Below are 26,110 nucleotides of genomic sequence, written 5' to 3'. Positions count from 1 at the left end.
TTTAATTTAGAATGGGGGTAGGCTTGCTTTCGGGAACCGGAGCCTGGAATGGCGCTCTTTGATAGAGCGCTGTCAGCTCACTGATAGCCACCGTGGATTGTTCTACGTCTTTTTGCATGAGCTTCTTCAATTCCTGGTCGAAAACGACCCCCTGCATCAGCTTGGACTTTGCCGCACAGAGCGTCTTGAAATTCAGCACTTCATGGAGATCTAGCGATTCATGCGGGGCGAGTGAAATATCTTTCACGTTTGACTTGCACCTCCTTTATTGAACACGGATGTAAAATTAGGTTATCCCTCTGCATAAAGCTTGATTCGGGCTTCTCCTCCTATATCGCATATCAAAATATTCCAATTATGGACTCCAAAAAAAAGCAAACAATCAATAGCAGTTAATTTCATCGCACTTCCCCTTTCTAATACAAAATAAAAAAACGAGGCAACCGATCCTTTTGGATCGGCTGCCTCGTTGAAGTGTTCCCGTATTTTGAGCTAGGTTGTACGGGAGCATTCCAATTAATTGTTAAAATAGTGCGACTGTTCGAGGTCGGGGATCAGTGCAGGTTGCACAGGCCGCCACCCCAGAAGTTGTTGAGTAGCCAGGCTTGATCTTGGAATATCAAACGCTGCAAGTGAACTGAGGAAACCGAAGTGGGCATCGGCTTCTTCACGGGAAATACTGACTATAGGCACGTTGAGGTGTTTACCAATTACACTTGCGATGTCACGAAAAGGCACTCCTTCATCTGCCACCCCATCTAATCGTGAACCAGCGGGTGCCTTTTCTAACGCTAGGCGGTATAGATGTGCGGCATCCAGGCGGTGCACAGCTGGCCAGCGGTTGGTTCCCTCTCCCACATAGGCTGCAAAGCCTTTTGTTCTAGTGATATCGATCAGTCTCGGCACAAATCCTGTGTCACCCTCACCGTGTACCGAAGGACATAGATCTACAATGGATGTTCGCACCTCTCGCTCCGCCAACGATAATACTACGTTTTCGGTTGCCAATCCATTGGCGTGCAAGGTAATCACAAACGGCTTACGATATAACCTGTTGCTCCTGTTACGAAAACACGCAAGATGAATTCCCCCTTTGGCTGTTGACTATTAATGAACTATAATTACCACGCGACGGGTCCATCCTCATCTGAGAACGTTCCTGTTGGACCATCCGCTCCAATCATCGCAAGCCGGACTGCTTCACGGGCCCCTTGTTCAACACTACGAGTACCGGCAAAATTATTGAGCGCAGTCGATGTAAAGCCCGGACATGCCGCGTTGACCTTGATGTTTGTCGATTCAAGCGCAAAGGCAAAGGCAAGTGTCACCGCATGAACAGCTGATTTTGATGCCGAATAGGCCCCAAACATCGCACGGTGTGTATTTTCGGGAATGGAGTTCCAACTAAGGGAGCCACCGGTGCTGCCCAGGTTGACGATGCGAGCTGTCGGAGCCTCACGCAAAAGTGGCAACATGGCCTGGGTGACAGCAATGACACCAAAAACATTGGTTTCATAAACCGCACGAATGTCTTCGAGGGAAGCAACGGTCAATAGACCGCTCGTCGCACCACCACTTGGAAAAGGGTTATCTGGTTTACCTGCGTGTGAGATACCCGCATTGTTTACAAGTACATCGAGACGACCAAATTCATGCCGAATATGCTCTGCTGCAGCATTGATGGAGTCCTGATCTGTAACGTCGAGTTGGAGAGCGAACGCACCCGAACCAATGCTATTGGCAGCAGTTTCTCCATTCTGGAGGCTGCGTGATCCGACGAGTACGGTGTATCCGTGTTCCACGAGATCCTTCGCAATTTGAAGTCCGATACCTTTGTTTGCCCCAGTGACCAGGGCGACGAGTTTGTTATGCATAGTAATATTCTCCTTTTTAATCTAATATGGATAAGTTTTTATGTGGTTGACGTATCAACCTGAACTCAATTTAACACGTTGAAGTTGACACGTCAACCATGTTATTATGCTTCTATGGATAAAAACGAACTAAACGAAGAAGAAATGCAAATATGGCATATGTGGAAAGGTTCTTTTCAGACCATCTTCGGTCGTGTAGTCAAAGACATGTCTGATCAGACAGGACTATCAGAAGGTGATTTTGGAGTATTGGATCGATTAATCCTTTTTGGCAACGGTAACCTTCGCCAACAGGAATTAGCCGACTCTATGGACTGGGATAAGAGTCGATTATCTCATCATCTGACGCGGATGGAAAAAAGAGGACTAGTGATGAGGAAACCACTAGACACCGATCGCGGAATTCAAGTCATGATTACTCCCGCTGGAAAATCGAAGTTGGATGATGCCCGTCCCTACCTCTCCAAAGCAATACGCAAACATTTTTTTGAACAATTAACCGACCAAGATATTGAGTTGATTAAGAAGCTGGCGGAAAGGACAAACACAAGGTCTTAGCGTCTTTTTGAATCTCCGCTACCTTGACCACGAACCGCAACTCATGGGGAAAAATCGCATCTATCAGAAAAAACTCAACGAAAGGGCTACGTCTTATCCCCTTACCCGTTGAGTTTTTTGCCATTTCTCGCAGCCCGTCTTCCTTCACTCGTTCAAATGTAAGCTTTTTGTAAGAATGAATTAATAAAAATTCAGGATTTGCTCTCTAAAATTAAATGATATCGATTGATATTATTTAATTTTACGAGGAGGACAACAATGAGTTTAACAAGAAAGAGAAACGTACTTAGCTTCAGGAAGTCCCTGTTGGTGTTAGGGATCTTCGCATTATTCATTGCATTTACGGGAGCAGGTACCGGTTATGCAAGCATCGAGCCTGTGACTAGGCAGACATTGGTACTGCAGCATGCAACAATCGTGAACGTTAGATCTGGAAAGTTAACTAACGATCAGACGATTATCATTACGGATAATAAGATTAGTCACATTGGAAACAGCGCTCAAACGGCGATTCCCATTTACGCGCAAGTACGTGATGCAACGGGCCAATACGTCATTCCTGGTTTGTGGGATATGCACGTCCATTTGGAAGATAACTATAAAGACGCCTTCCCGCTTTTTCTGGCTAACGGAGTAACCGGAGTCAGGGAGATGGGGGCATCTCTGAAAAACGTCGATATATGGAAAAATAGCATTCGAGCCGGTATGACAGCCCCACGTCTTGTTTACGCGGGTTCGACCCTGAATGGAGGTCCAGCTGACGATGCCCCTCACATGCTCTACTTGGAAACAGAGGAACAAGCACGCAAAGCCGTACGTCTCAATGCGGTTAAAGGAGCGGATCATATCAAGGTATACTCTTGGTTGCCACGTCCTCTGTTTTTGGCGGTCATGGATGAAGCCCGGAAGTACGGCTTGCCAGTGGTTGGTCATTTGCCGGTAGAGGTACGGGCCAGCGAAGCCGTTTCACTGGGGTTTAAGAGCATAGAACATCTGCACGGTTTGTTTATTGCCACTTCGAGCATTGAAGATGATATGTTCAAGCATGCAGACATGAGCGATTTGCTTGGTTATTCGCAGGCAGAGATCGAGGCCTCCCAATCCTATGATTCCGTAAAGGCTAACAAGCTGTTTAACACATTCAAAGAAAAGGAAGTCTGGCCTGTACCCACCATGGTTACTTATTTGAATATGGCCAAAACCGAAATCGATCCGCGTTCCATATATGTACCGACTGCCGTGCAGGAGCAATGGGCCGAAGTGATTCGCTCCACGCCTCCCGAACAAACGGAATTAATGACGGCCATCAATTCTACAACGCCAAATATGGTCAAAAAGCTGAATGATGCTGGCGTGCCTATGCTTGCAGGTACCGATTCCAGTTTCGAAATGACCAACTTTATATACGGCGTTTCCTTGCATGATGAACTCGAATTGCTGGTGAAAAGCGGCCTGTCCCCGCTACAGGCATTGCAGACGGCAACGCTGAATCCTGCACGATACTTGGAAAGAGAGCAGGAACTGGGTACCGTAGAAAAAGGAAAGCTCGCCGATCTTGTGCTGCTTGAAAAGAACCCTCTGGAGGACATTCGACACACAACAAGCATCTCTGCGGTTGTCCTGGACGGAAAACTGATCGAAAAGAAGACCTTGGATCAAGCAGTTAAAACATACCCCGTGATGAAGGTTGCCGATATGAAAGAACCGGAAGGATCAGGCTCATCTGACACTAAATACATCCTTCATAATCATTAATGCAGGTCAGCCCATAGGAAAAGTTTACCTAAATCCGTAACTGAAGCAGGACGAAAAGCCGCAAAAATAGCCACTTTAAATAAGTTATTGTACACCAAAAAATCTCTTCAGTAGTGAAGAGATCTTTTGGTATTTTACATATAGCTGTCTTCTGCAACTCAAAAATTCAATGACTCGCCTGCTCAGCTATTATTCAGAAATTGTCGGTTCACCTGGCTCCTCATTTGCAAGAAGCTCTGGACTCACGGAATGTCGTTCGAACTTAACTGCATCAACCCTCGTATAGATCATATCGGCAGGAAGCGTTGGCGGGTCTACCGTTGTTGGAGTCTCCCTCGTTAAACGAACATATTCGCTGCCGTCTCCTGTAAAGTCGAACGTTCCTAGATTAACCCAACCCGATGAGCCAACCGTTGCATCGATATACGTCACCTCGGTACCCGTCTTATGCTTCACTTCCACTTTGACATGATTATCGTTTGCCGTCGTATGGACGAGCTTGAAGATGGAGACCGTATATTTCCCCTCAGGAAACTGGCCTTTCCACGTTGCTGATGATCCTTGTACTGTAGTGTAACGCGACTTAACCCCAATTTTGTATCCAGCTAGATTGCTTTGGTTCCAAGACCCTTCTGTCGTGTACAACCCTGTTGTATTTGTACTGTCGACGATAACCGTTAGGTCCTTGATCGGTATGGTCAACGAAGGAGTTGTTAAGGTCACTCCGTCAATCGTTACTGTGGCCCATACCTCAATGTGATCCGTTGCCCCATCAAGATTTAGAAGGGTTAACCTACCGCTGCTATCCACTTCAGCCAGATCCGTACGGTCAACGAAATACTGCACATTGGCCTGTGTCAGATCACCGATCAAACCGTTATCCAAATAGCCGGTTACACTCAGTTGTGCGTTTTGAGTCATCTGCAGCTCGTTCCGATCGGACAGGATTACCGCAGATTCCAATTGCGGTATCCTGTTTGGGTCCACCCACATGATCGCATCGGCAACGACCCTTGACTTGTTGGCCTTATTGGTTAGTTCAACGTAGCCGCTATCACCTGCCGCAAAAGGATAGTCGCCTAGGTGTACCCAAGTACCATTGGCCGTTGTCTCATCAACGGTAACCGTCTCGGAGCCCCCGCTATAATAAACGGTAAATGAGGCATTCGTTGCCCAATTTTCAGTCGCAGCCGTTATTTGCGGAAGCTTGTAATACACACTGTAAGTAACACTTTCCGGCAGTTCTGGCCGCCATTTCATTTTGCTAGTCGCTGTGCCGGCTGTCGATTTGGCATACACATAGTTATCATAGTAATAGTCGTTAGCCGTCGTATCCCTTATCCAAACCCCTTCTGTCTCCGCCTCCGTATTATCCACAATGATCGATGAACCATCCGGACCATCGGGTTGGACTGGAGTTTCCGTTACCTGATCGGGCAGATAGAGTGTCCGCTTGCGGGTCTGTTTCCCTTCCGATTCCACATAATACGTGAAGGTTTGGGATAAATCGTCCACCCGTATCGACCATTCCATCGGATATATCGTATCTGGGATGGTCGTATATGTAGCCCCGCCATCCAAGGAATAATGGATTGTCGCTGGTTTCGTCGTTTTGGCCTGCACATAAGCATCATAAACCGTTTCGTCAGGCTTGACGATCAGCATGCCTTTAACCGCATCGATTGGACTATGGGTATCGAAGAAATAGCTTGCATCCGATGGATCAGCCGTTCTAACCTGATGCAGCGGCACATCGATATCGAGTCCCTCTACAATGATAGCGGTGATACCCTTGCTTGAAACCGTGGTTTGAATGATTCCGCCACTCATAACCGCTTGTTCTGGTGTGCCATTGTCGCGGATGATGGTTACGGTATAATCTTGTGCCGGGTTGAACCCAATGATCTGATCATTCAATTCGATCGGAGTCTGAACTTCTTCTGACGATGCGTTGCTTAGCCCGATGTAGAATTTATCCCCGCTCTCACCCGTTATCCAGTTCAATTGAGGATGGTTGGTCTGAATAATCCCCCTGGGCATCCAAAGCCAAACATCCGAATTCCCATAAAATTGACCTGGTTTATTCCCATAGAGGTGATATTTGAACCATAAAAAATTCGTTTCGAATACGGAAGGAAATGAAATACTCCCGTTCGATTTCAACGTTTGTTCGCTGATCAAATAATCCATCGTTTGCCCGAGCTGCCCCGGGATATGGTGATAATAGATGGATGTAGCCCCGCTTGGGCCTTCCAAAGGAAAATCGGGTTCCAGTTGGCTAACGGCAAAGCCCTTATAGTAATAACCTGGGTAACTGGAATATCGACCAATAACCGCATTATGAGCAATATCCTGCAGCAGTTTATCACCTGTATAAAGCGACAACCTCAGCATAAATGGAGCTTCCTGAGCATTCATCCGATAATAACCGGTTGTACTTCCCGCTTCAAACGTCAATCCGCTCGGTGAAACGAGCCATCGTTCCGCTTGTACGCCTCCGGCTATATCTTCTGGAAGCTTGAGCCTAGGATATTGAAATTTACCACTTTCCGGCCAATGGAACGACTCCGCGTAATTATATGTCTCAGGCTGCGGAATCGTAACGTTCCCTTCAGGAACTGGACGGGCAACGAACATGGTTGCATACCGTTTGGCTTCCTTGTAAGCGGCATCCAAGTATTTGGGATCCTGAGTTTCCTCGTAAAGCTCCAAGATCTCCATCCACAGCTTGCTATAATAATAAATGAACTCATTTTTACTCACATTCACGGATGCAGGCGTATCAATATGCTGCATGATATAGCTATCGGCTGCATCCTTGGCAGCTTGCAAATACTGTGCATCTCCCGTCATACGATACATCATCAGCGGCTGAATGACAGGGCCTCGGTCTTTCTGGTCAGGATCACGCACGAGGTACTCTTCCTGTGCCATCGCCTCAATTCCTGCCGAAGTGCCCATCATCTGATTCACTGCGGCTACGCTTGAAACATCGAACGGCAGAGCAGCCATTTTCCATAATGAAGGCACGCCGTATACATTCTTCTTCGTCGGCGACCATCCGATGCCATTTCGCGAAACGCCATACTGGACGGATGGCAATGCTCTCGTATCGTAAAGCTGGTCATCACCGGTCAAATAGTAAGCTCCCAGAAGAACCGCATTCGAGCTTGTTCGAACGCTATCCTCGTTTTCGATATCAATAAAACCCTTGGCTCGACTCCACCACCCGCTGGGTGACGGGACATAATCAACAGAGTCGTCCCCTTGCGGCTCTATCTTAAGCACATCAATCATATTGAACATCGCGTCAGTAAGCGACTGCTCGGAGACATTTTCCCGGTATGCCGAATATCCATACTCACTGCGAAGAATATCCGCGTAGGACTCATAAAGTTTGCTGCGTTGAGCGATTAACCCTATATGAAATTGGTAGGTGCTCTCTGCGGTCATTTGCGAATAAGTCCCCAGTTGAGGTGCATACAGGATCGGCTGCACGCTGCCTTCGTTATTGACCAAGCTCATGCCCAGCCGTTGTTTCGTCACACCTCCCGTCGGTTCAAATTCAACCGGAAGCTTATCTGATGGTACAAATACCCCATACGTCAATGGATTCCCCGCACTGTCATTCTTCTCAACCAGACTCATTGGAGCACTCAGTTCCCTCAAGCTTGTTGATTCCACTGTACCTACCATTTTGGCGTGCGACCTGAATCCACTTAACACTTCATTGATTCCCGAGACGACCTCTGTTGTGAAGGACTGATATCCAATCACATAATTGCCATCGCGGCGAGGTGTAAAGGCGTAGGAAACATCAGGTTTGTCCTCTGTCATAGACCAATTCACTTCAAAATCGTAATCACTGCCATGCGAAGAATCGGTCAATACCGCTGTGTGGCTGTCGGGAAAATGAATTCCGTCGAATGTAATCCAGCGTTTGTTCATCGTATCGTAATAATTGGTTAGGCTCCCCGCATTCCCATCCAATAAAACCCATTGCTCCTCAAGTCTTTCCGACACATTATTTATGGGCATCCAGTTTCCTGTGTCCGTGTTCTTGTAGAACATGTCACGAACGATGGATTTGCCCCCATCCCATGCTGCCTCATAGAAGGTCGCTTTATAGTTTTCATTTTCGATGCTGCCTTTTTCTGTGTAACTGAGATTCTCTAATGTGCGGCTTCGCAGCGGAGGCAATGGTCGTGCTTGCTGCCGGATATTTCCTTCGAACTTCACCGCATCAGCCCGAGTAATAATCTTGCCCGTCGTAGGTTGAGTTCGAGTCAGCCTGACAAATTCGGTATCATCACCACTAAACTCATACTCCCCCAAATCCACCCATCCGACAGATGGACCCGACGAAGGTCTCAGATCCATAAACATGACATCCGTAACTCCGTTGTGAACAATCTCAATCTTTACATTACTATCTGCTTTATCCGCCCAATCCAGCTTATAGAACGATATTCTCGCCTTCCCTGCTTCCAAACGCGGATTCCATGTGATGCTTCTGCCTACGGCGTCCGTATATTTGGAACTGGAATTATTGTATCCCTTCACTCCCGTACTTGTGTTCCAATAAGGAGCGGAGAAGCCGTTACTGGCATTGCCCGAATCAACAGTAACGACATTATCAATCGTAAGGCTTCCATCATCAAATATGATCGTCTTATGTGGCTCTTTCTGCCTTATATTCCCTTCGAACTTGACCGCATCAGCGCGCGTAAGGATCGTGTTCGAGGTGCTGGTAGAGCGGGTCAATTTAACGAATTCTTCACCAACCCCGGAAAAATAGTACTCTCCCAAATCAACCCAACCTGCTGGAGCGCCAGATGATGGTCTTAGATCCATAAAGACTACATCCGTCGTTCCATTATGAACAATCTCAATTTTTACATTACTATCTGCTTTATCCGCCCAATCCAGCTTATAGAACGATATTTTCGCGGTTCCTGCTTCCAAGCGTGGATTCCATGTTATCGTTCTGCCTGCTGTACTTGTATATTTGGAGCTGGAATCGTCATACCCCTTTACCCCTGTGCTTGTGGTCCAATTTGGAGCCGAATATCCATTGTTCTCGTTACCTGGATCAGGTGTCACAACATCATTGATCTTGATGCTTCCGTCATCGATGATAATCGTTTGATAAGGTAAAGTCTCGGCATAAGCAGCCCTTATTCCAGCCAGGCTTAAAGGAACTACGATCGTCAACATGTAAACGATTGAGAAAAACAGCCTCCTTTTAACCATACAACTCACAGCCTCTCCTATTAATGATAACGCTTCCAAAAAAAGATATCCCTTTGCTCAAATGATCGTAAAAAAAGCAATTAACCTAGCCTTCTGGCTAATCCCGCTCTATCGTTTCTATCTTAGCATGTCACATCACCGTGAAATTTCTTTCATTTTAACAATTTCTTATAAGATTTTAAGTAAAAAAAAGAAACCTACATCCGAATTGATTGCTCAGTAGCATTCAGATAGAATATAGGTCTTCCAAGTGGACTAATCCATTATAATGGCGGCTGCACCAATAGCAACTTCCCAAGCTGAATGACCGTTTGATCATACCATGCTGGATGCTGCCGAACATGCTCCATACTTCGTTCATTTCCGGCTGCCTCAAAAACGGCCCCTTTATCTGTCTTCTCGTGGTCAACTTCGAAACGAATTGTGTGTTTCCCATTAGGTAGCTCAGGCAAAAAAACATACTGATTTCGATTATGATCGTTATATGAAGTGAATCGATCGATAAGAAAGGGTTCCTTTCCATCCACCGACACCTTCAATCTGCCGGAATCCGGCCCCCCGATATCGAATAATCCGATGTGGGTTCCCTCAAATTCCACTGTGATCGTCTCTCCGGGATCGACTGCTCGCCATAGACCGGGGAACAACCAATCGTACTCACGCACTAAAGGAAAATCATCAGGGGTCATGTAAGACCACCCTGCGGAAAAATGAGTAAAAATATCCAAAGGCAGCATGGTTGCATACTCCCAAGGATTGGCCGGGACCAAAGGGTCCTGCGGCAAGTGATGTTCGACCTTTCCCACGTGATCTCGAAGTTCTCTCATTTTCTCAAACGACTGTGTGATTATATCTGTGTAAATCTGATGTCCTTCGGGAATAGTTGGATGGATGGAATCATGCGTAAAAATAACGGCTCCGGGGATGGACACATCTTCCCTTGAAGTAAAAATAAGCTTTCCATCTGAAACCAATTGACTGACCGCTACACCCAGATGAATCGAAGGAATACCATAATAGTCGGCGACTTCATCTTGCATAAGAGCTCCCTTCTGGTATTCGCCGGATTGAAATGAGGTCAAATCCCGCTCCTTAACCGTATATACAAACAGGATATCCGTAAAACGGCTCCGCTTGCGGATCTGTCGGACAATTCCTTCGATTCGCGCTTTGGATTCGGGAACTCCCCCATCGTTTCCAACAAATTCAACAAATACGAGATCAGGCTGATGACTCAGTACATCTGTCTCCAAACGGGCGCAGCCGAGGTCCGATCCTGTCCCATCAATGCCTGCATTCACAGAGCGGATATCTGCATGGGGATATTGCCCTCGCAGCCAATCCGCCGTCATGACCCTGTATCCTTCAGAACGCGTATTACTGCCGCCAAAATAGACGATTGTTACGGTTTCCCCATTTTCCAACTTCTGAATGACATTAGGCAGCCCTCTTCGAGGGAAAAAATCCTTCATCGCGACTTCACCCGCCCTCACTTAGCGTTTTTAGGAGCAAAAAATTTTACAGCAAACACTTCATAATAAGGCGAACCATACGTTGCAGAGAAATCAAACCGGATTCGGGTTACCCCTTTTGCATGCACCTGATGTTTATTCAACGAAAGATAATTACCACGGATATTAATTTCACTCTCGCTTCCATCTTCTAAGGTTAAGGTCACATCATAATCTTGGATAAGTGGTTCGATCGGATCGTCAAAATGCTCCAAGTTCAACTGTGAATTAAGGACAAGATGGATTTCGTCTACATTTTTGGGGCTTGCAAAACCAAATTCCAACCATTCCTGCCCTTCCGTGCGTTCAGAAATCCAGCAGTTTGGCAAACCATAAGGTCTGGAGAAGCCGTTGACGACACTCTCAGGATGATACATATTTTGAGATGGCAATAGGTCTTTGAAACAAATGCTCTTATTAAGCTTCTTCAACCTGGAAGGCACTTCTGGTTTATAATGGAAGCTGACCGCTCCTGTCAACTTCTCTTCATTGCCTTGTACGGCAAGACTCGCCGGGCCTTCCAAAACGATGTAGATTTTGTCGTCAGCCGGCTTCTCGCAGCCCAGGTCCAGCGTAATCCAGTCATCGTGACCCGCTGAAATAAGCAATTGATAGTCTTTTAGCTCGCTGGTGGGAATATAGTTTTCCTTCCGCTCCCCGCCAAACAGCTTTACATGCAACGTTTCCGCATGCTCGGACCTGTTTTTAATTTTGATTCGCACGCTTTCAGCCACCGATGTCTGAATTGGCAAGACCAAACATAACGCCTTCTCCAAGGAGATCTCTTCAGTTGGCTCAGGATTATCATAGCTGCGCTGAGACGAGGCGCGAATCGTTAATCCGTCAGCGAAATAAGGTTCAAACTGCTCCTGAAGCCCTACAATCGTTTGACCGTCACGAAGCAGCTGCTTTTGAAGCTCACCCATATGCTTCTTGACTATGGACGCGGGGTCTGTCTCATATTTCAAGCATAACGCCGCAGCCGTTCCTACCGCCTGCCCCATACAACCGCAGGTTGCCATGACCCTTGTAGAACCGAAAGCCACATGGGTAGCGCTTATATTACGGCCAGCGAACATCAGATTAGGAATGTTGCGTGAAAATAAGCTGCGGAAAGGGATATTATACAATCCTGGCACGAAATTCCACGCTGTAGCAGGCCCCTCATCGTAGATGCCTTTGTTCGCATGCAGATCCATATACCAGCCCCCGACGGATACCGCATCTTCGAAATGCGGCTTTGCTGTAAGATCGTTCTGAGACAGCATGTGCTCCCCTATAAACCGCCTCGACTCCCGCTTACCGGGAATTGGGCATACATAATCCAAGATGAGATTATCCACATCATCAAACTCGCTGCTATTTTTGATATAATCCCATATCCCGTACACCAATTTTCGCAGTTCCAATGCGATGTCTTCATTATTCTTGATAATATCCATATGTCCGCCGTATTCCAGCCACCACAATCCGCCCAGCCCGTTGATTTTCCTTGGAAAAGACCGATGGTTTAAGCCTTTTCTGATACTATCGAAAAACTCCAGCTTCGTAATGTCATACGCAAAGCCTGGTCTTTTATAAGGAACGGAATAGTTTACGTCACGGGCTTGAAACAGAATCGTATCGCCCATGGTGTAATGATCCGCCACTTCTGGAGCGAGCTCCTCCTTGTATTCATGCTTCGCCTCTCTTCCCCATCGGAAGTGAGCACCTGCTTGGTATCCAACAATTCCATCACCGGAGCAATCGATATAGGTTGGGCTTTCAAAACGAAATTTTCTTTCGGAAGCTAATTGAAGGCCTTCCACCCATTTAATTCTGCCGTTTTCCATGCCCGTTTCATGTACACATGTATTCAGAAATAGAGAAATGTTAGGCTCATCATAAACCATGTCGAGCAAGACCGTATCCGAAAGCGAAAGCATAAGCTTCTTGTTGTATAACGGATTATAATGAAAGATCTTCAGCTTGAGTTCTTCTACCAACCCGCCCTCGCGGGCATAATAGGATGGACTGTTTCCGAGATATGCCGACCCGTTGATATGAACTCTGACCTCACTGCTCGCATTTCCCCCAAGCACCGACCGATCATTAATAAGTGAAACCTGCAGACCTTGGCGTGCAGCTGCAATGGCAGCGCATATCCCTGCAATACCTCCACCTACGACGGTTACATCTGCTTTCATAAGCTCCATTTTGATAACCTCCATGATTAGATGCTTCTATCATGGTAATGGTTTTGGCCCCTTTTTTTTTACAGGATTTCGCGAAAAAATCATACATTTTTTGCATCCTTATTTGGATTCGTACCGTGTCATTTTTATCCGATATTGCTTAGGCGTATCACCCGTATATTCTTTAAACAGTTTACAAAAGTAACCTTCATTGACGATGCCTACTTCCTCGCACAATTCCAATAAAGAATAATCCCGGACGTTTAACAACTCGAGAGCGAGATGGATTTTTTTACGGTTGATATAGCTGATCACGCCTTCGTTCATTGTTTTTTTGAATAAGCTGCTAAAATACGATGGCGCTAGATTCACTTCCTCCGCAATTACCTCCAACGTTAAGCGTTGTTTCAGGTTTTTCTCTATAAAATGCATAGCACTCATAATCTCTGCACGATGTAATAGTTGGCCTGCGTGTACGTATTCGAAGGTGAAGTCGCCAATATAGGAGAGCTGCTCCTGAAAAGCCATAAATTCCATGGGGAAGTCTGCAACTTCCGTCGCCATCTTATTCCCTGATTTAAACTTTACGGTAATGTCTCTATACAAGTCTCTAATCATTGGAGCCATGATAGACTTGTGGATTTTATGGTCCGTAACAAATTGGTTCAGATCGGCAAGTGCATTCTCCAGCTCTTCCTTGGAAATCTTCCTTTTCAGCCGCATAAGAAAATCAGCCAGTTTCTGCTGAAAGTCTGCTTTTTTGTCATTATGGTATTGGAACCGATGCATCGGTGTTTTTACTACTTTCTCGGTATGATAATAGAAGTCCTCACTCACATTTTTAGCTTCCGTGTACGCCTGTTTGATCGATTCCCAGCCTCGGTGTGGACCACCAAAAGCGACAGATACCCTTTGATTCAAATATTGATGCAAATGAGATACGATCTGCCCTCCCAATGATAGGCAAGCATATTCCGTTTCCATATCACTGCGGTTATTTTCCCAGGATAGAAAGCCAATAAAACAATTATCGGACAAATCCGCAGCTACCCCACTACCACCATTCATCACCGTTTCTTCGATGATATTCGTAATCGCATATTTCAAGATGTTTTGATCTGCGGCAGCGTATTCGTTTCGGAAACTTTCATACGTATTCATTTCGACGATGAAGCAGCAATAGTTGGCTTGAAAGAAATGAAACTGCATGCGATTAGCAAAATCCGATGCCCGATGAGAAGGAATTTCGCCTCTGATCAGTTCGTTAAAAAATTGCTTACGCACTCTATATTTATTTTCAAGCACGGATACGTTTAACGATTGAAATTCCGCTTCTTTTTTCTTAAACTCATTTAAAATTCCGGCTGCCTTATCCAAAGCTCGATTCAAATCCGCTTCCCTCAGCGGAACCTTTACAATGTACTCCAATACGTTGGCTTGAATAGCTCGCTGGGCGTATTCAAAGGATGAATAGGCGGTCAAAAGTATGTATTGGGTATGGGGGAGCTCCGCCTTGAGCTGCTCAATCATGGAGATTCCGTCCATTCGCGGCATAACGATATCGGATATGACGATGTCCGGTTTAAGTTTTATGATCTCCTCGATCCCATTCAGCCCATTATTCGCTTTGCCCACGAGAACAAATCGCTTATCCCTATGAGAGAGTTCATTAAAAAACAATTCCAATCTTTGAATGATCAGGTCTTCATCGTCAACAATGAAGCAGGTATAGTCTCTCACCATTATGCATCTCCTTTTTGCAATTCTGCCGGGAATACAGCGCGCACACGGGTTATTTCCTTAGGTATGCTAATGATTTGCAGTCCGAATTGATCTCCGTAGTGAAGTCTTATTCGGCCATGAATATTATTTAGCCCGATTCTTTTCCTTTTTACTTCCATTTCACTCGGTTCTGAGATTAAAATATGCTTTATTTTATCAGCTGGAATTCCCTCGCCTTGATCAACAACTTCTATGATGACGATACCGTCCTCCCTGTACGCATGAATCGTAATAGGCCCCTCAATTCCTCCTCCGTTATAACCATGGAAGATGCTATTCTCCACAAGCGGCTGCAGCAGCATTCGAAAAACAGGGAAATCCATTAACCCTGCTTCGATATGTTCAATCAACTGGAAGTTTCGGTTATACCGAATGTTCTGGATCTCGATATAATCCGCTACATTGCGTAGTTCCTGACGTAAGGAAACCTTCTCTGAAGCATCGTCTATCCCGTATTCCAATAATGAAATGAGCGATCCGATTACCACATCTACTTTCTCTATTTGTCCAAGACGTATAACGTTGCTGATCGAACCAAGTGTGTTATACAGAAAATGAGGGTTAATTTGAGACTGCAGCACCTGGATTTCCAACTTCCGTTCAAGTTCATTATGAAGTTCCGCTCGCCGAATCAGTTCCACAATTTGCTGCAGCATACGATCGAATGCTCGTGAAAGATCTCCAAACTCATCGTTTCGATTAATCGTAATTGTAGTTGTGAGTAAGCCTTGCTCCACTTGCTTCATTTTTGTTTTGAGTGTATAGAGTGGTTTCCTGATATATTTGGCAACCAAAAAAGAAATGAACAAACTTAAGAGAAGACCTGCAACTAGAAGCTCAATATAATAGATTTCCAATCTGGATAAAGCGGCTTTCAAGCGTGAATCATCATTGATTGAGATGATGGTCCAGTTGAATTTCTCCGTTGGTTTTTTTAGAAGGGAGACCGGAATGCCATCCATCGTATGCAGTTGAAGACTTGTTTCTGTCGTATCCAGGATTTGTTCCGCTGACGTTTCCCCGATTGAAAACGTATGATCTTGAATATTCAGCAGTCCTTTATTTCCAGAAAATCCGGCAATGATTTTACCTGACGCTGTGATCAGAGCCAGATTCATTTGTTCTTGTTTATTAATCTTGAACAAGGTTTCTTCAATGGCATTTAGATCCAAGTCAACCGCAATGGCCATAGGAAACGGAGCACCGTTCAGATATCGAACCATCGTAACGGTCCAGCCGGAATACTTCGATTTGTAAGGTTCACTAACAAAGGTAGTCCTTCTGTTCTTGTCAGCAGCATCAAACAAAGGTTCTCTTTCAGATAAAGGTTCATCGAATATTCGAGTAGCTGTACTTCCGCCTAGAATGGATAAATCGCTTTTGATCAAATAAATATTACTGACGTAATTACTATTGAGTTCATACAGTTCTCTTAATTGTTTTTTAATCACTTCCGTGTTGTCAATATTGGCTTTCACGGATGTTTCAACTGAGAAGAGAATCGTCTGGAAGGAGGAAAAATTAACAGTGAAGTACTGGTCTACCTTGTCAAGGATTTGGTTGGTGTAAAAAATGTCATTGGTTCTTATTTCCTTTTGGACATAGCGATAAGACAATTGGCTTATCAAGATGATGCACCCTAATACAAATGCAAACACGATCAAAAATAATTTTAAAGGCAAGCTGATTCTTCTTCGCATTGATCATCTTCCTTTTAGTTCCGTTTTAAACTAAGAATAGCATATGCTAATAAAGAGAGGGGCTACGAATAGCCACTCTCTTCGTTTATTTATTTTACTTGATAAGGCCGGCTTCTTTAAATTGTTTGATTGCTGTTTCCTTATATTTCTGCATGTCAAACTTGGTATCCAACGTTTGGAGGAAATTGTCCCAGTTGGAAAGAGGCTCTTTGCCCGTCATAAATTTAACTAAACTTTCATTAATGAAACGTGTGCGGTCAGCATCCAAGGTATCGCTGGGGTCTGGGGTCAATAAATTTCCGGGCAACGTTGGCCCCACATATTGCTGATTGTCCTTGAAAGCTTCCGCTGTCTTAGGATTCTGGAAGCTGAAGTACTCCGCATCATCACCACGGCGTGGCATTCTGTAATGATCGACCCACAGGTACTTCTCTTTCATTTCCTTCGATAACTCGGAGGTTTTATTTTTGATCTTGCCGTCCACTACATCCCAATGAATACCTTTAATTCCGTATGCAAAGTTCGGATAAGCTTCTTCGTCTGTAAAGAGATAATTCAGCATGGACAAGATCCGAATAATTTTGTCCTTATCCGCTTTCGCGGAAATGGCCCATGAATTGCCTTGGAATGATTTTCTCTCTACAATTTGATCACCATAAGGACCTTTCATCGGAGGAATGACGATCCATTCCGGCACCTCGCCACTAATTTCTTTCATTTTCTGCTGATAATCCGGCTCCAGCCTGCGGGCATCTCTGATCATGAAGCCAACTTTACCTTTAAACATCTTTTGGTCCAACAGATCAGGCGAATTCATCGTCACCCAGTCGGGGTCTACCACTTTGGCTGCCATCATTTTGTTAATGTAAGCAAGCGCCTCTTTCATTTTGGGATCGATAAACAGGAATATCGGTTCATTATCTTTTATTTCAATGGCCGAAGGAGGATTGACGCCAAACATCCACATCAAGCTATCGAAGCCGTAGGTTTGCAGATTACCTTCTTTGTTCATACCGCCGATGAATCCGTACGTATCGTTTTTGCCATTACCGTCCGGGTCTTTCTCTGTAAAGGCTTTCATAACTTCGAACAGCTCATCCGGTGTCGTTGGCACTTCCATATTCAGCTTTTTCAGCCAATCCTTGCGGATGAAAAAGCTTCGGCTGATACCGTTAACATTATCATAGCCTGGAACTCCGATTGTTTTTCCTTGATAGGACATTGCCTCCCATGAGTCGTTGCCAAATCGTTTCTGTAATTCAGGGAATTGATCCAGATACGGTGTCAAATCCGCAAGAACGCCTTGGTCGTAATATTGCGCGAGATCAGCCCGACTCTTCAAGAAGATCAAATCTGGAATATCTCCGCCTGCAATGAGCGTATTCAGTTTGGTTGTTGCTTGCCCAGCTTGAGGAATCATCATATCCAAGTCGATGTTCATCTCTTTTTCCAACATTTGGCGTTGAACATCTTCATCACGTGGAGGTACCGGAGCGGCAGCGTTGAAAGTGCCTTGGTTAAACATTGAGATTTTCATTTTGGTTGCAAACTGGCCAGACTGCCCTTGCGAATTACTCGAAGCTGTCGATGTAACTTCTTCATTTCCCCCACATCCTGACAATAGCGTTCCCAGTCCTAAGATTGCCGACAGAATAGCAAATGAAATCTTTTTACGCTGCATATTGACCTCTCCTTTGCTTGTATATTATCACGGTTTCACCGTAATAAGTTAGGTTGGAACACCTTTTAACCCTTAACGGATCCCAAGAGCACACCTTTGGTAAAATGCTTTTGTAAAAATGGGTAAACGATCAAAATCGGAATCGTAGTCACAACAACTGTAGCCATCTGCACAGCGAACGTACTTACAGCTCCGGAATTGGCGAGCGACTCAGCGCTTTGTGTTGCGACGTTAAGCAGGATGTTGCGTAAGACGACTTGAAGCGGCATGAAGTTGGAATCATTGATATAAACAATAGCATCAAAATAACTGTTCCAATGTCCCACTGCGTAAAATAAAGAAATGGTGGAAATGACGGGCAAAGACAGTGGTAAAATGATCCGCCATAACGATTGAAGTTCACTTGCACCGTCAACCCTCGCTGATTCCTCGATTTCACCAGGCAATTGCTCGAAAAAGCCTTTAATGATCACCAGATTAAATGCACTAATGAGATTTGGAATAATCAATACCCACGGACTGTTTAGCAACCCCAGAGAGCGAATTAGCAGATAAGTCGGAATTAACCCCCCACTAAACATCATGGTAAACACAATGAATAGTAAAAACGGACTGCGTCCCGGCAAATATTTTTTGGATAACGGGTAAGCTGCTAAGACTGTAAAAAGCACATTAAGCATTGTGCCTACAATCGTTCGAAACAACGTAATTTTATACGCTTGCCAGATCCCATGAGAAATGAATACTTCTTTATAGGCCAGAAAGGTAAAAGATTCTGGTATAATAACGATCCCTCTTCTTAACACTTCCGATTCTGGCGTCACTGAGACAGCAATCACATACAGAAAGGGTAGTAAACAAAGTAGTGATAAAAAAATTAGAATAACATAAACGACGGATTGCCAGACTTTTTCCCCGATTGTCAAATTGATCATTTTAAAAACCACCTCACCAAATTTGCCCATCGAATTTTTTGGCGAGCTTATTTGCTGCCAAAACTAAACCAAATCCAATGACAGCTTTGAACAACCCTACAGCAGTAGCCAAGCCAATCTTAAGACGCTCCAACCCTTCACGGTATACCCATGTGTCGATAATGTCGATCTTCTCCTGATTAAAGGTGTTGGCAAACATGAATATTTGGTCAAAGCCAGCATCCAGAATATGGCTTAATTTAAGGATCAGCATTAGAATAATGACTCCTCGAATGCCTGGTAAAGTGATATGCCAGAGCTGTCTCCATTTGGAAGCGCCATCCATTCGAGCCGCTTCATATAAGCTTGGATCAATACCTGCTAATGCGGCGAGGTACAGTATCGCTCCCCATCCTATGTCCTTCCATATTTCAGATGCGATGACCAGCAGTCTTCCCCAAGCAGGCTCCGTTAGAAATGAGATGGGCTGAAAACCACTTTCTTTCAAAATCATATTAAAAAGGCCATCGCCTGGAGCTAATAATGCTACCATCAATCCATATACAATGACCCAAGACAGAAAGTGGGGTAAATAAGTAATGGTTTGTACGATTTTCTTAAACCATTGGGTATGAACTTCATTGAGCAGTAAAGCAAGTAAGATGGGAGCGGAGAAACCGAACAACAGCTTATAGAGCGATATAACAATCGTATTTTTCATGATGTCCCAGAAATAAACGCCGTTCATAAAGTCCGTAAAATTTTTGAATCCCACCCACGGGCTATCCCATACTCCCAAAGCCAGATTGTAGTTTTTAAAAGCAATCAATATTCCCGCCATAGGAATGTATTTGAATACGGCAAAGTAAATTAAGGCCGGTAATAAGAGAGCATACATCACTTTATATTTTTGGATCGTCCTTATCCATGACTTCCGCTTTTTGGAGAGGGGAATGGCGTCCGCTGCCAATTTTGCTTGCATATCATCACCTCGTCTTTGTTTGTATTTGTATATTAGCACCCCCCTATCGGATAAATTTCTGAAATTTCAAGAATTTCTTACAAGATATTAAGTAAGTGAGCCGTCCTTTATTGTGATCAATGCCGAAAAGTTGATAAATAGCTTATCTTGGACTTGTACCGCGAAAACTAGCCTTTCTGGATAGTTTAGATTAAGATTGATAAAAATTTAAAAAAACAAAAAAATCATCGTTGCCTGGTTTAGTACTTAGGCAACGATGATTTTTGTTAAATATAATATAGACAGCAAGGCGTTTGATTCATTCCAGTTAGACTATTTTGTGAAATAATGTCCTTGCTCCAGATCTGCGAGAAGTCCATGTTGGGCAGGCTTCCAGCCGAGCAGCTCCTTCGTCCCTTCACTTGATCTGGCTAAGTCAAGCGACGCGACCATGCCTAGAAAACCGAAGATGGCTTGCGCTTCTTCAGGCGGGATGCTGACTACCGGCACATCCACATGACGACCAATAGCTGCGGCAATCTCGCTGAACGCAATGCCTTCATCGTGCACGCCATCCAGTATTGCGCCTGCAGGCGCAGATTCCACAGCGAGGCGGAACAAAACTGCCGCGTCCAAGCGATGAATCGCTGGCCAACGGTTAGAGCCGTCTCCAATGTACGCCGAAGAACCTCTTTCCTGAGCAATCCGGATTAATTCCGGCACGAAACCTTTATCTCCTTCTCCATGAACGGAAGGTGCAAGCGAGACGATCGATACTCTCACGCCTTGTTCTATAAACGCAAGTGCCGTATCCTCCGATGCTTTGCCATTTGCATGTGCTGTAATAACAAGTGGTTTACCGGAACCCGCGAGCCCCCCACCCATTGCTTCGATGGCGCGAAGATCAGTTGCCAGTGATGCGGCGAAATTAGAAAAATCGTGGTTAAATGCCAGATGAATAACGCCGTCTGAAGTGGCTGCACAGCTGCGCAGTAAATCCAGATCCTCTAAAACACCGCGAACCACCTCAGCTCCCAAGCTTTCTAATACGTGAGCACCACTCTCCGAACGGGTCAGACCAACTACCTGATGGCCCGCACCAATGAGTTCGCTGACAACGGCAGTACCAATATAACCTGCTGCACCCGTAACGAATATACGCATACTATTTGAACGCCTCCTTAAGCATTTGACGAAGATATGACTTCAGTCTAAACTATGAAGTGAACTCTAAGGCAAGCGTTTGGAGGTATGATTTCATATGAAAATTCAAGAATTAGCAGATTTGATGGGTTTAACCCCCCACACCATTCGATTTTATGAGAAGGAAGGCTTGCTTGACAGCAGGCATATGCAGCGAGAGAAGAATAATTACCGCAACTACTCAGACGAAGCCATTGATCGGTTAAAGCTGATTAAGAAATTTCAAGGCATCGGCTGCTCGTTAGCTGAGCTGAAGACGATTTTGCAGGATCATGATACGAACGCACGCACCAACCAAGAAGTAATCGAATGGATTCTTCAGAAGATCAATGAGATTGAACGCAAGAAGGACGAATACGATCATATGCTTGTAACGCTGAATTGGATGCTGACATACAGGAAGCTGTTGAATGAAGATCCACCACAAGCTGAGGCTATGATGGCCGAATTACGTCTTAAAATCAACATCTAGGCGTACAATCGTGAAAAAGCTCTATGGACGTAAATTCCACAGACGTACCCAGCTATAGCTTGAGGATATAGCTGGGTATAATTTGAGATTAGTTTGATATCGCATCTCTTCTGAATCTGTGAATCATTAAATTATATGTTTATCTACAATTACATGCCGGCTAGCTAATAACTACAATCTTTCTTTTGAAAAGAAAACCTCATGACACGATGTCCACCGCTGAGGTTCCTGGATGCTTTAAGTGTCATGGGTTTCTCTTCTTTAGTACTCACAAAAAAACCAGTTTTTATAAACTGGCTTCATACCTTTAAGTATGAGTTCATCATCTACTATATGTTATTTACTAAGAGTGACTAATAGGAAATTGAAAAATGGAAATCCTGAGTCTATATTTGTCGGATAGTTACTAAACAGATAAGTATAATTAATGATGAAGAATAAAATAAAGAAAACCAGCTGGATTGTCATAGCATACCTTCTATATTTTCTTGCATTTAATTTACCCTTCGAAATAAAATGAAAAATAAGGATGAAGATTGTCAAAACAATTAAAAATCCAACCATGTGAAATACGATCATCTCAAATTTATCGCCTACTGTTAATTCTCCCGGAGCATTAGAACTTGCAATTGATCGAGAAGCTTGGATGTTTAATAAAGAAAATTGCGAGGCTAACCACGTGAACAGTATCTCAACAATAACCATTAAAATTAATAGCAGTAATAACATGAAATTCTCCTTTTAATTATGAAGAAGCCAATGTTAACATTGGCTTCTTCTCTTGAATTATTTAAAACCATTCCAGGCTGAGTTTCTCCAAGCATTATCAATCCAAGTTGGGAATTGAACCAATGAACCGTTCTGTAATCCTAAATTAAAAGGCTCTGAGTATGATTTGTAGCCCTGTACAAAAGCTTGTCTGCCCTTAGTATTATTAATCAAGTCCATGACACTTGAATTATCAAAATAAGAGTTAAAAGTAGGCCCAAAGAACTGCAATAGGTTGGGATGGATCAAAAATTTGGCTCGCTACGGATCTATACTTCTCCCCAATAAATCTCAGTTTCATAATCGAATTCAACAAGACCATCTTGATTATTCCTATTAAATAAATTTTGCAGTTCTGTCATCATTGGATCGTAATTTGCATGCCCGGGTGCAGGGCTGTAGGAAGATGATAGCAACCGGCCTTTTAAACCCTCGAAATCGAACTCCTGACTCATTCTGAATCGCATTTCATGCATTGAACCTTCCTTGAAAAAAGAGAGCAGCACCGTCTGAGAAATATTTTTATGATTAACTTTTTCGTAGTCGGTTCCGTATGTATGAAGCAGTTGATTGTACTCTTCACGAAATGGAGTACCGTGTGTAAGACGTGAATTCCAGATGAGTATTACTCTCCCACCCGGCCGTAGAATTCTGCGAAACTCGATTTGGGCTGCGGAGCGATCGAACCAGTGAAATGCCTGAGCGCAGACAATAAAATCAACCGACTGATCAGGTAATCCGGTAGATTCTGCAGAACCTGCTATACTCTGAAATTTCGGATTACTTTCTAACATTTGCTCGGCGGCTTCCCGCATTCCCTGGTTTGGCTCGACCGCGATTACATCGCTTCCGCGTTCCAGAAGTAGCTTTGAGATGATCCCAGTACCTGAACCGATGTCTGCTATGTTACTGTTCGCACGTAAACCGACGATGTCGTACAAATGGTCAATAGCCTCTTTTGGATAGCTCGGGCGGTATTTTAAATACGAATCGACCCGGCTGGTAAACCGTTCTCTACTGTTCATTGATTTTCACGCTCCCATCAATATTTTGACAGCCGATGTACCGGCCACAGAACCAACCTCAAAATCTCGCGTCCCCAAAAAGCAAATACCGTCGTTCCGGTCCATGAACTGCGCTTATCTTGGCTGTATTGATCGTTGATCATATAAGTCCGAGTCGAAATAGGACTCTTCAGACCGAACTCTTCCCATTTGGCCGGATCATTCGAACCACCAAGTTTTCTAAGCATATTCGCCGACTCATGATCTATTTTAGCCGGAATTTGCTCGAATGCTTGGGTGATTTGCGTATGAAACTCGTCGATCGGGTTGCGACTGGTAATGCTCTCGAGATGGATGCTTTCGCGAATGTAAGAAACGTATGCCAGATGGTCAGCCCAGAACTCGTCGATATAAAAAAGCCGTACCCGCTGCTCCGATGGGCTCATCGATCTCTCGCCTTTCAATATTCCGAGCCGCTCCTCGTATAGGATTCGCCTCTGGTCCTCCACCATATCCGAATAACCGTTCAATTCCCGCTGAATATCGAAGTTTTGACCCATGATAACGCGCTGAATATGCTCGATTTTGCTGCGGAGCGCCGGATCATCAAGAACCTCGTCCTGCCTGGAAGCGCGAAACAGTCTATGAATGCCGAAGCGAAGCATCAACTCGTCTTCCAGGCTTAAATAAAATACGGAAGCTCCCGGGTCACCTTGGCGGCCAGAACGCCCGCGCAGCTGGTTATCTATCCGCATGCTTTCGTTCACATGTGTACCTATCACGTATAATCCGCCCAGTTTGGCAACCACTTCTGCCTGTGCGGGGTTGCCGCCGCCGAGACGAATGTCGACGCCGCGTCCTGCCATATTCGTAGATACCGTTACGGCCCCGATTTCTCCCGCTTTGGCGATGATTTCGGCTTCTTTCGCATCATTTTTTGCATTCAGAACCTGGCAAGGTACGTCGGCAACCGCAAGTGCCTCCGCCAGCATGTCAGACTCCTCGACGCTTGACGTACCAATAAGAATGGGGCGTCCCACCCTATGGACGGAAGAGATTTCTTGTACAAGCGCCTTATATTTGGCTTCTTTATGGGTGTAAATTCGGTGCTGGTGGTCGATCCGTATGTTTGGCTGATTCGGCGGAATTTGCACGACCTGCAGCGCATAGATATCTTCGAATTCCATTGCTGAAGCTTGCGCCGTAGCCGTCATTCCGCAAATTCCTGAATACAGGCTAATGAAGTGTTGAATGGTGATCGTACCGAGAATTCTACCACCTGCCTTCCACTGCAACCCTTCTTTCGCCACAAGCGCAGCTTGCAGCCCGTCCGGCAAATACCTGTTCTCGGCCACACGGCCGGTATGTTCTTCGATCAGCTCAATTTCACCGTCCCGGACGATGTAATCGACGTCTTTTTTTAATAACGATTCCACATGCAGCGCACAATTTAATGACGTTAACAAATGACTATTATGGCTATCGTACAAATTGCCGCATCCCAGCAGCAACTCCGCTTTCGCAGCACCCGCATCATTCAAGTATACGTTCCGCTGGAACTCGTCAAAATCGTAATGCTCTCCTGGCTGCAACTGCCGGGCCACTTCTGCGAAAAGAACGCCGTCACTCTCGGAAGAACTCGAATCGCCACTAATGACCAGCGGCACCCGCGCTTCATCAAGAAGAAGTGAATCCGCTTCGTCGACGACGACATAGTGGAAAGGACGATGCACGGTATCAGCTTCATTTAATGCGATTGTGTCGCGCAAATAATCGAACCCTGCTTCTTTAGCCGTAACATAGGTTATGTCCTTGGCGTATGCTTCCCGTTTCTCGAACAGGCTCATGCCCGCTTGAACCGAGCTTACCGTTAACCCGAGGAAGCGGTAGATCGGGCCCATCCACGCCGCATCTCGATTTGCCAAATAATCGTTAAAAGTGAGCACATGAACGCCTTCGCCTGTCAACGCGTTTAGATAAGCAGGCATAACAGCAGAGAGTGTTTTTCCTTCACCGGTATGCTGTTCGATCAAATATCTCTCGTGCAAAGCGATAGCAGCCATGATTTGAACATCGTAAGGCTGTAATCCGAGTTTTCTCTTCGCCGCCTCGCAGACTAACGCATAAGCATCAACAAGCAGCTCATCCAAAGGCGTGCCTGATCTTGCTTCTTCTTGCAGACGAAGGGATTCCGCCTGCAGCCGCTGATCTTCCCAATCTTCCAAATTCCATTTCCTGATAAGTTCCACTTTGTCTCGATAGTCTTTCAACAAACGCCGGGTATCGCGGTTTTTGAATTCACGTATCAACTTGACGACTACATTCATCGGAATTTGATTCCTCCTCAGTAGAAATAAGTGTAAGAAATGACTTAAAATCGTAAGCTCGTATTCGCCAAGTTGATCTAAAACAATGTATGAAGCATCTCATATGGCTTTTTAAGCGGCATCTATTCCGTATGTCCTCATATTGCCCAGTGATAAGAAAAGACTCCTTACGG

At 44.8% G+C, this 26,110-nt stretch carries 17 protein-coding genes; 3 read left to right on the top strand and 14 right to left on the bottom strand.

Annotated features, from left to right (window positions below; translation table 11 throughout):
• Position 1: 1 nt before the first annotated feature.
• The 3 genes from QP794_RS06875 to QP794_RS06865 form a co-directional block, all read right to left on the bottom strand.
• Positions 2-247, bottom strand: coding sequence for a spore gernimation protein GerQ (locus QP794_RS06875; RefSeq protein WP_285075539.1), 246 nt, complete (start codon positions 245-247; stop codon positions 2-4).
• A gap of 269 nt (positions 248-516) precedes the next feature.
• A complete protein-coding gene (locus QP794_RS06870) occupies positions 517-1,032 on the bottom strand; it encodes a Rossmann-fold NAD(P)-binding domain-containing protein (protein ID WP_285075538.1) in 516 nt (171 codons plus the stop codon).
• A gap of 89 nt (positions 1,033-1,121) precedes the next feature.
• A complete protein-coding gene (locus tag QP794_RS06865) occupies positions 1,122-1,874 on the bottom strand; it encodes an SDR family NAD(P)-dependent oxidoreductase (protein ID WP_285075537.1) in 753 nt (250 codons plus the stop codon).
• Positions 1,875-1,988: 114 nt separating this feature from the next.
• On the opposite strand from QP794_RS06865, the gene QP794_RS06860 reads away from it, so the two are divergent.
• Together QP794_RS06860 and QP794_RS06855 are read left to right on the top strand one after the other, a co-directional pair.
• Positions 1,989-2,432, top strand: a complete 444-nt coding sequence (locus QP794_RS06860) for a MarR family winged helix-turn-helix transcriptional regulator (protein WP_024629941.1) — start codon at positions 1,989-1,991, stop codon at positions 2,430-2,432.
• A gap of 258 nt (positions 2,433-2,690) precedes the next feature.
• Positions 2,691-4,187 (top strand): amidohydrolase family protein, encoded by a 1,497-nt coding sequence (locus QP794_RS06855; protein WP_285075536.1) that lies wholly within the window; start codon positions 2,691-2,693, stop codon positions 4,185-4,187.
• A 189-nt stretch (positions 4,188-4,376) separates the two neighbouring features.
• On the opposite strand, the gene QP794_RS06850 is transcribed toward QP794_RS06855, so the two are convergent.
• From QP794_RS06850 to QP794_RS06810, 9 genes are all read right to left on the bottom strand, one after another.
• A complete protein-coding gene (locus tag QP794_RS06850) occupies positions 4,377-9,404 on the bottom strand; it encodes a golvesin C-terminal-like domain-containing protein (RefSeq protein ID WP_285075535.1) in 5,028 nt (1,675 codons plus the stop codon).
• Positions 9,405-9,703: 299 nt separating this feature from the next.
• Positions 9,704-10,912 (bottom strand): SGNH/GDSL hydrolase family protein, encoded by a 1,209-nt coding sequence (locus QP794_RS06845; protein ID WP_285075534.1) that lies wholly within the window; start codon positions 10,910-10,912, stop codon positions 9,704-9,706.
• Between the two features lie 17 nt (positions 10,913-10,929).
• Positions 10,930-13,146: an FAD-dependent oxidoreductase gene (locus QP794_RS06840; RefSeq protein WP_285075533.1), complete on the bottom strand. Its 2,217-nt coding sequence runs from the start codon at positions 13,144-13,146 to the stop codon at positions 10,930-10,932.
• A gap of 99 nt (positions 13,147-13,245) precedes the next feature.
• Positions 13,246-14,868 carry a response regulator transcription factor gene (locus QP794_RS06835; protein WP_285075532.1) on the bottom strand — a complete coding sequence of 541 codons (1,623 nt, stop codon included), beginning with the start codon at positions 14,866-14,868 and terminating at the stop codon, positions 13,246-13,248.
• On the bottom strand, positions 14,868-16,385 hold the full coding sequence (locus QP794_RS06830) for a sensor histidine kinase (protein ID WP_285075531.1): 1,518 nt from the start codon (positions 16,383-16,385) through the stop codon (positions 14,868-14,870). Before QP794_RS06830 ends, QP794_RS06835 begins: the two co-directional genes overlap by 1 nt.
• Before the next feature lie 316 nt (positions 16,386-16,701).
• On the bottom strand, positions 16,702-18,288 hold the full coding sequence (locus QP794_RS06825; protein WP_285075530.1) for an extracellular solute-binding protein: 1,587 nt from the start codon (positions 18,286-18,288) through the stop codon (positions 16,702-16,704).
• A 65-nt stretch (positions 18,289-18,353) separates the two neighbouring features.
• Positions 18,354-19,223 carry a carbohydrate ABC transporter permease gene (locus QP794_RS06820; protein WP_285075529.1) on the bottom strand — a complete coding sequence of 290 codons (870 nt, stop codon included), beginning with the start codon at positions 19,221-19,223 and terminating at the stop codon, positions 18,354-18,356.
• A gap of 13 nt (positions 19,224-19,236) precedes the next feature.
• Complete coding sequence (locus QP794_RS06815; protein ID WP_079345219.1) at positions 19,237-20,184, bottom strand: ABC transporter permease; 948 nt, start codon at positions 20,182-20,184, stop codon at positions 19,237-19,239.
• A 312-nt stretch (positions 20,185-20,496) separates the two neighbouring features.
• Positions 20,497-21,327, bottom strand: coding sequence for an SDR family oxidoreductase (locus QP794_RS06810; RefSeq protein WP_285075525.1), 831 nt, complete (start codon positions 21,325-21,327; stop codon positions 20,497-20,499).
• A 97-nt stretch (positions 21,328-21,424) separates the two neighbouring features.
• Here QP794_RS06810 and QP794_RS06805 point away from each other — a divergent pair, with 97 nt between their 5' ends.
• Positions 21,425-21,838: a MerR family transcriptional regulator gene (locus tag QP794_RS06805; RefSeq protein ID WP_285075523.1), complete on the top strand. Its 414-nt coding sequence runs from the start codon at positions 21,425-21,427 to the stop codon at positions 21,836-21,838.
• A 1,037-nt stretch (positions 21,839-22,875) separates the two neighbouring features.
• Here the strand turns inward: QP794_RS06805 and QP794_RS06800 are convergent.
• Together QP794_RS06800 and QP794_RS06795 are read right to left on the bottom strand one after the other, a co-directional pair.
• Positions 22,876-23,631: a class I SAM-dependent methyltransferase gene (locus QP794_RS06800; RefSeq protein ID WP_285075521.1), complete on the bottom strand. Its 756-nt coding sequence runs from the start codon at positions 23,629-23,631 to the stop codon at positions 22,876-22,878.
• Positions 23,632-23,648: 17 nt separating this feature from the next.
• On the bottom strand, positions 23,649-25,937 hold the full coding sequence (locus QP794_RS06795; protein WP_285075520.1) for a preprotein translocase subunit SecA: 2,289 nt from the start codon (positions 25,935-25,937) through the stop codon (positions 23,649-23,651).
• Between the last annotated feature and the right edge of the window lie 173 nt (positions 25,938-26,110).

It is taken from the genome of Paenibacillus sp. UMB7766-LJ446, from assembly GCF_030226665.1.
Taxonomy (GTDB): Bacteria; Bacillota; Bacilli; order Paenibacillales; family Paenibacillaceae; genus Paenibacillus; species Paenibacillus vandeheii.
The sequence above is the reverse complement of the archived record's forward strand: the minus strand, read 5'-3'. Positions and strand labels throughout refer to the sequence as shown.

Excerpts from the sequence above, each read along its gene's own strand:
- QP794_RS06865 (WP_285075537.1), bottom strand. The coding sequence starts at position 1,874 with ATGCATAACAAACTCGTCGCCCTGGTCACTGGGGCAAACAAAGGTATC.
- QP794_RS06860 (WP_024629941.1), top strand. The coding sequence starts at position 1,989 with ATGGATAAAAACGAACTAAACGAAGAAGAAATGCAAATATGGCATATG.
- QP794_RS06855 (WP_285075536.1), top strand. The coding sequence starts at position 2,691 with ATGAGTTTAACAAGAAAGAGAAACGTACTTAGCTTCAGGAAGTCCCTG.
- QP794_RS06850 (WP_285075535.1), bottom strand. The coding sequence starts at position 9,404 with ATGTTGACGATCGTAGTTCCTTTAAGCCTGGCTGGAATAAGGGCTGCT.
- QP794_RS06845 (WP_285075534.1), bottom strand. The coding sequence starts at position 10,912 with ATGAAGGATTTTTTCCCTCGAAGAGGGCTGCCTAATGTCATTCAGAAG.
- QP794_RS06840 (WP_285075533.1), bottom strand. The coding sequence starts at position 13,146 with ATGGAGCTTATGAAAGCAGATGTAACCGTCGTAGGTGGAGGTATTGCA.
- QP794_RS06835 (WP_285075532.1), bottom strand. The coding sequence starts at position 14,868 with ATGGTGAGAGACTATACCTGCTTCATTGTTGACGATGAAGACCTGATC.
- QP794_RS06825 (WP_285075530.1), bottom strand. The coding sequence starts at position 18,288 with ATGCAGCGTAAAAAGATTTCATTTGCTATTCTGTCGGCAATCTTAGGA.
- QP794_RS06820 (WP_285075529.1), bottom strand. The coding sequence starts at position 19,223 with ATGATCAATTTGACAATCGGGGAAAAAGTCTGGCAATCCGTCGTTTAT.
- QP794_RS06815 (WP_079345219.1), bottom strand. The coding sequence starts at position 20,184 with ATGCAAGCAAAATTGGCAGCGGACGCCATTCCCCTCTCCAAAAAGCGG.
- QP794_RS06810 (WP_285075525.1), bottom strand. The coding sequence starts at position 21,327 with ATGCGTATATTCGTTACGGGTGCAGCAGGTTATATTGGTACTGCCGTT.
- QP794_RS06805 (WP_285075523.1), top strand. The coding sequence starts at position 21,425 with ATGAAAATTCAAGAATTAGCAGATTTGATGGGTTTAACCCCCCACACC.
- QP794_RS06800 (WP_285075521.1), bottom strand. The coding sequence starts at position 23,631 with ATGAACAGTAGAGAACGGTTTACCAGCCGGGTCGATTCGTATTTAAAA.
- QP794_RS06795 (WP_285075520.1), bottom strand. The coding sequence starts at position 25,937 with ATGAATGTAGTCGTCAAGTTGATACGTGAATTCAAAAACCGCGATACC.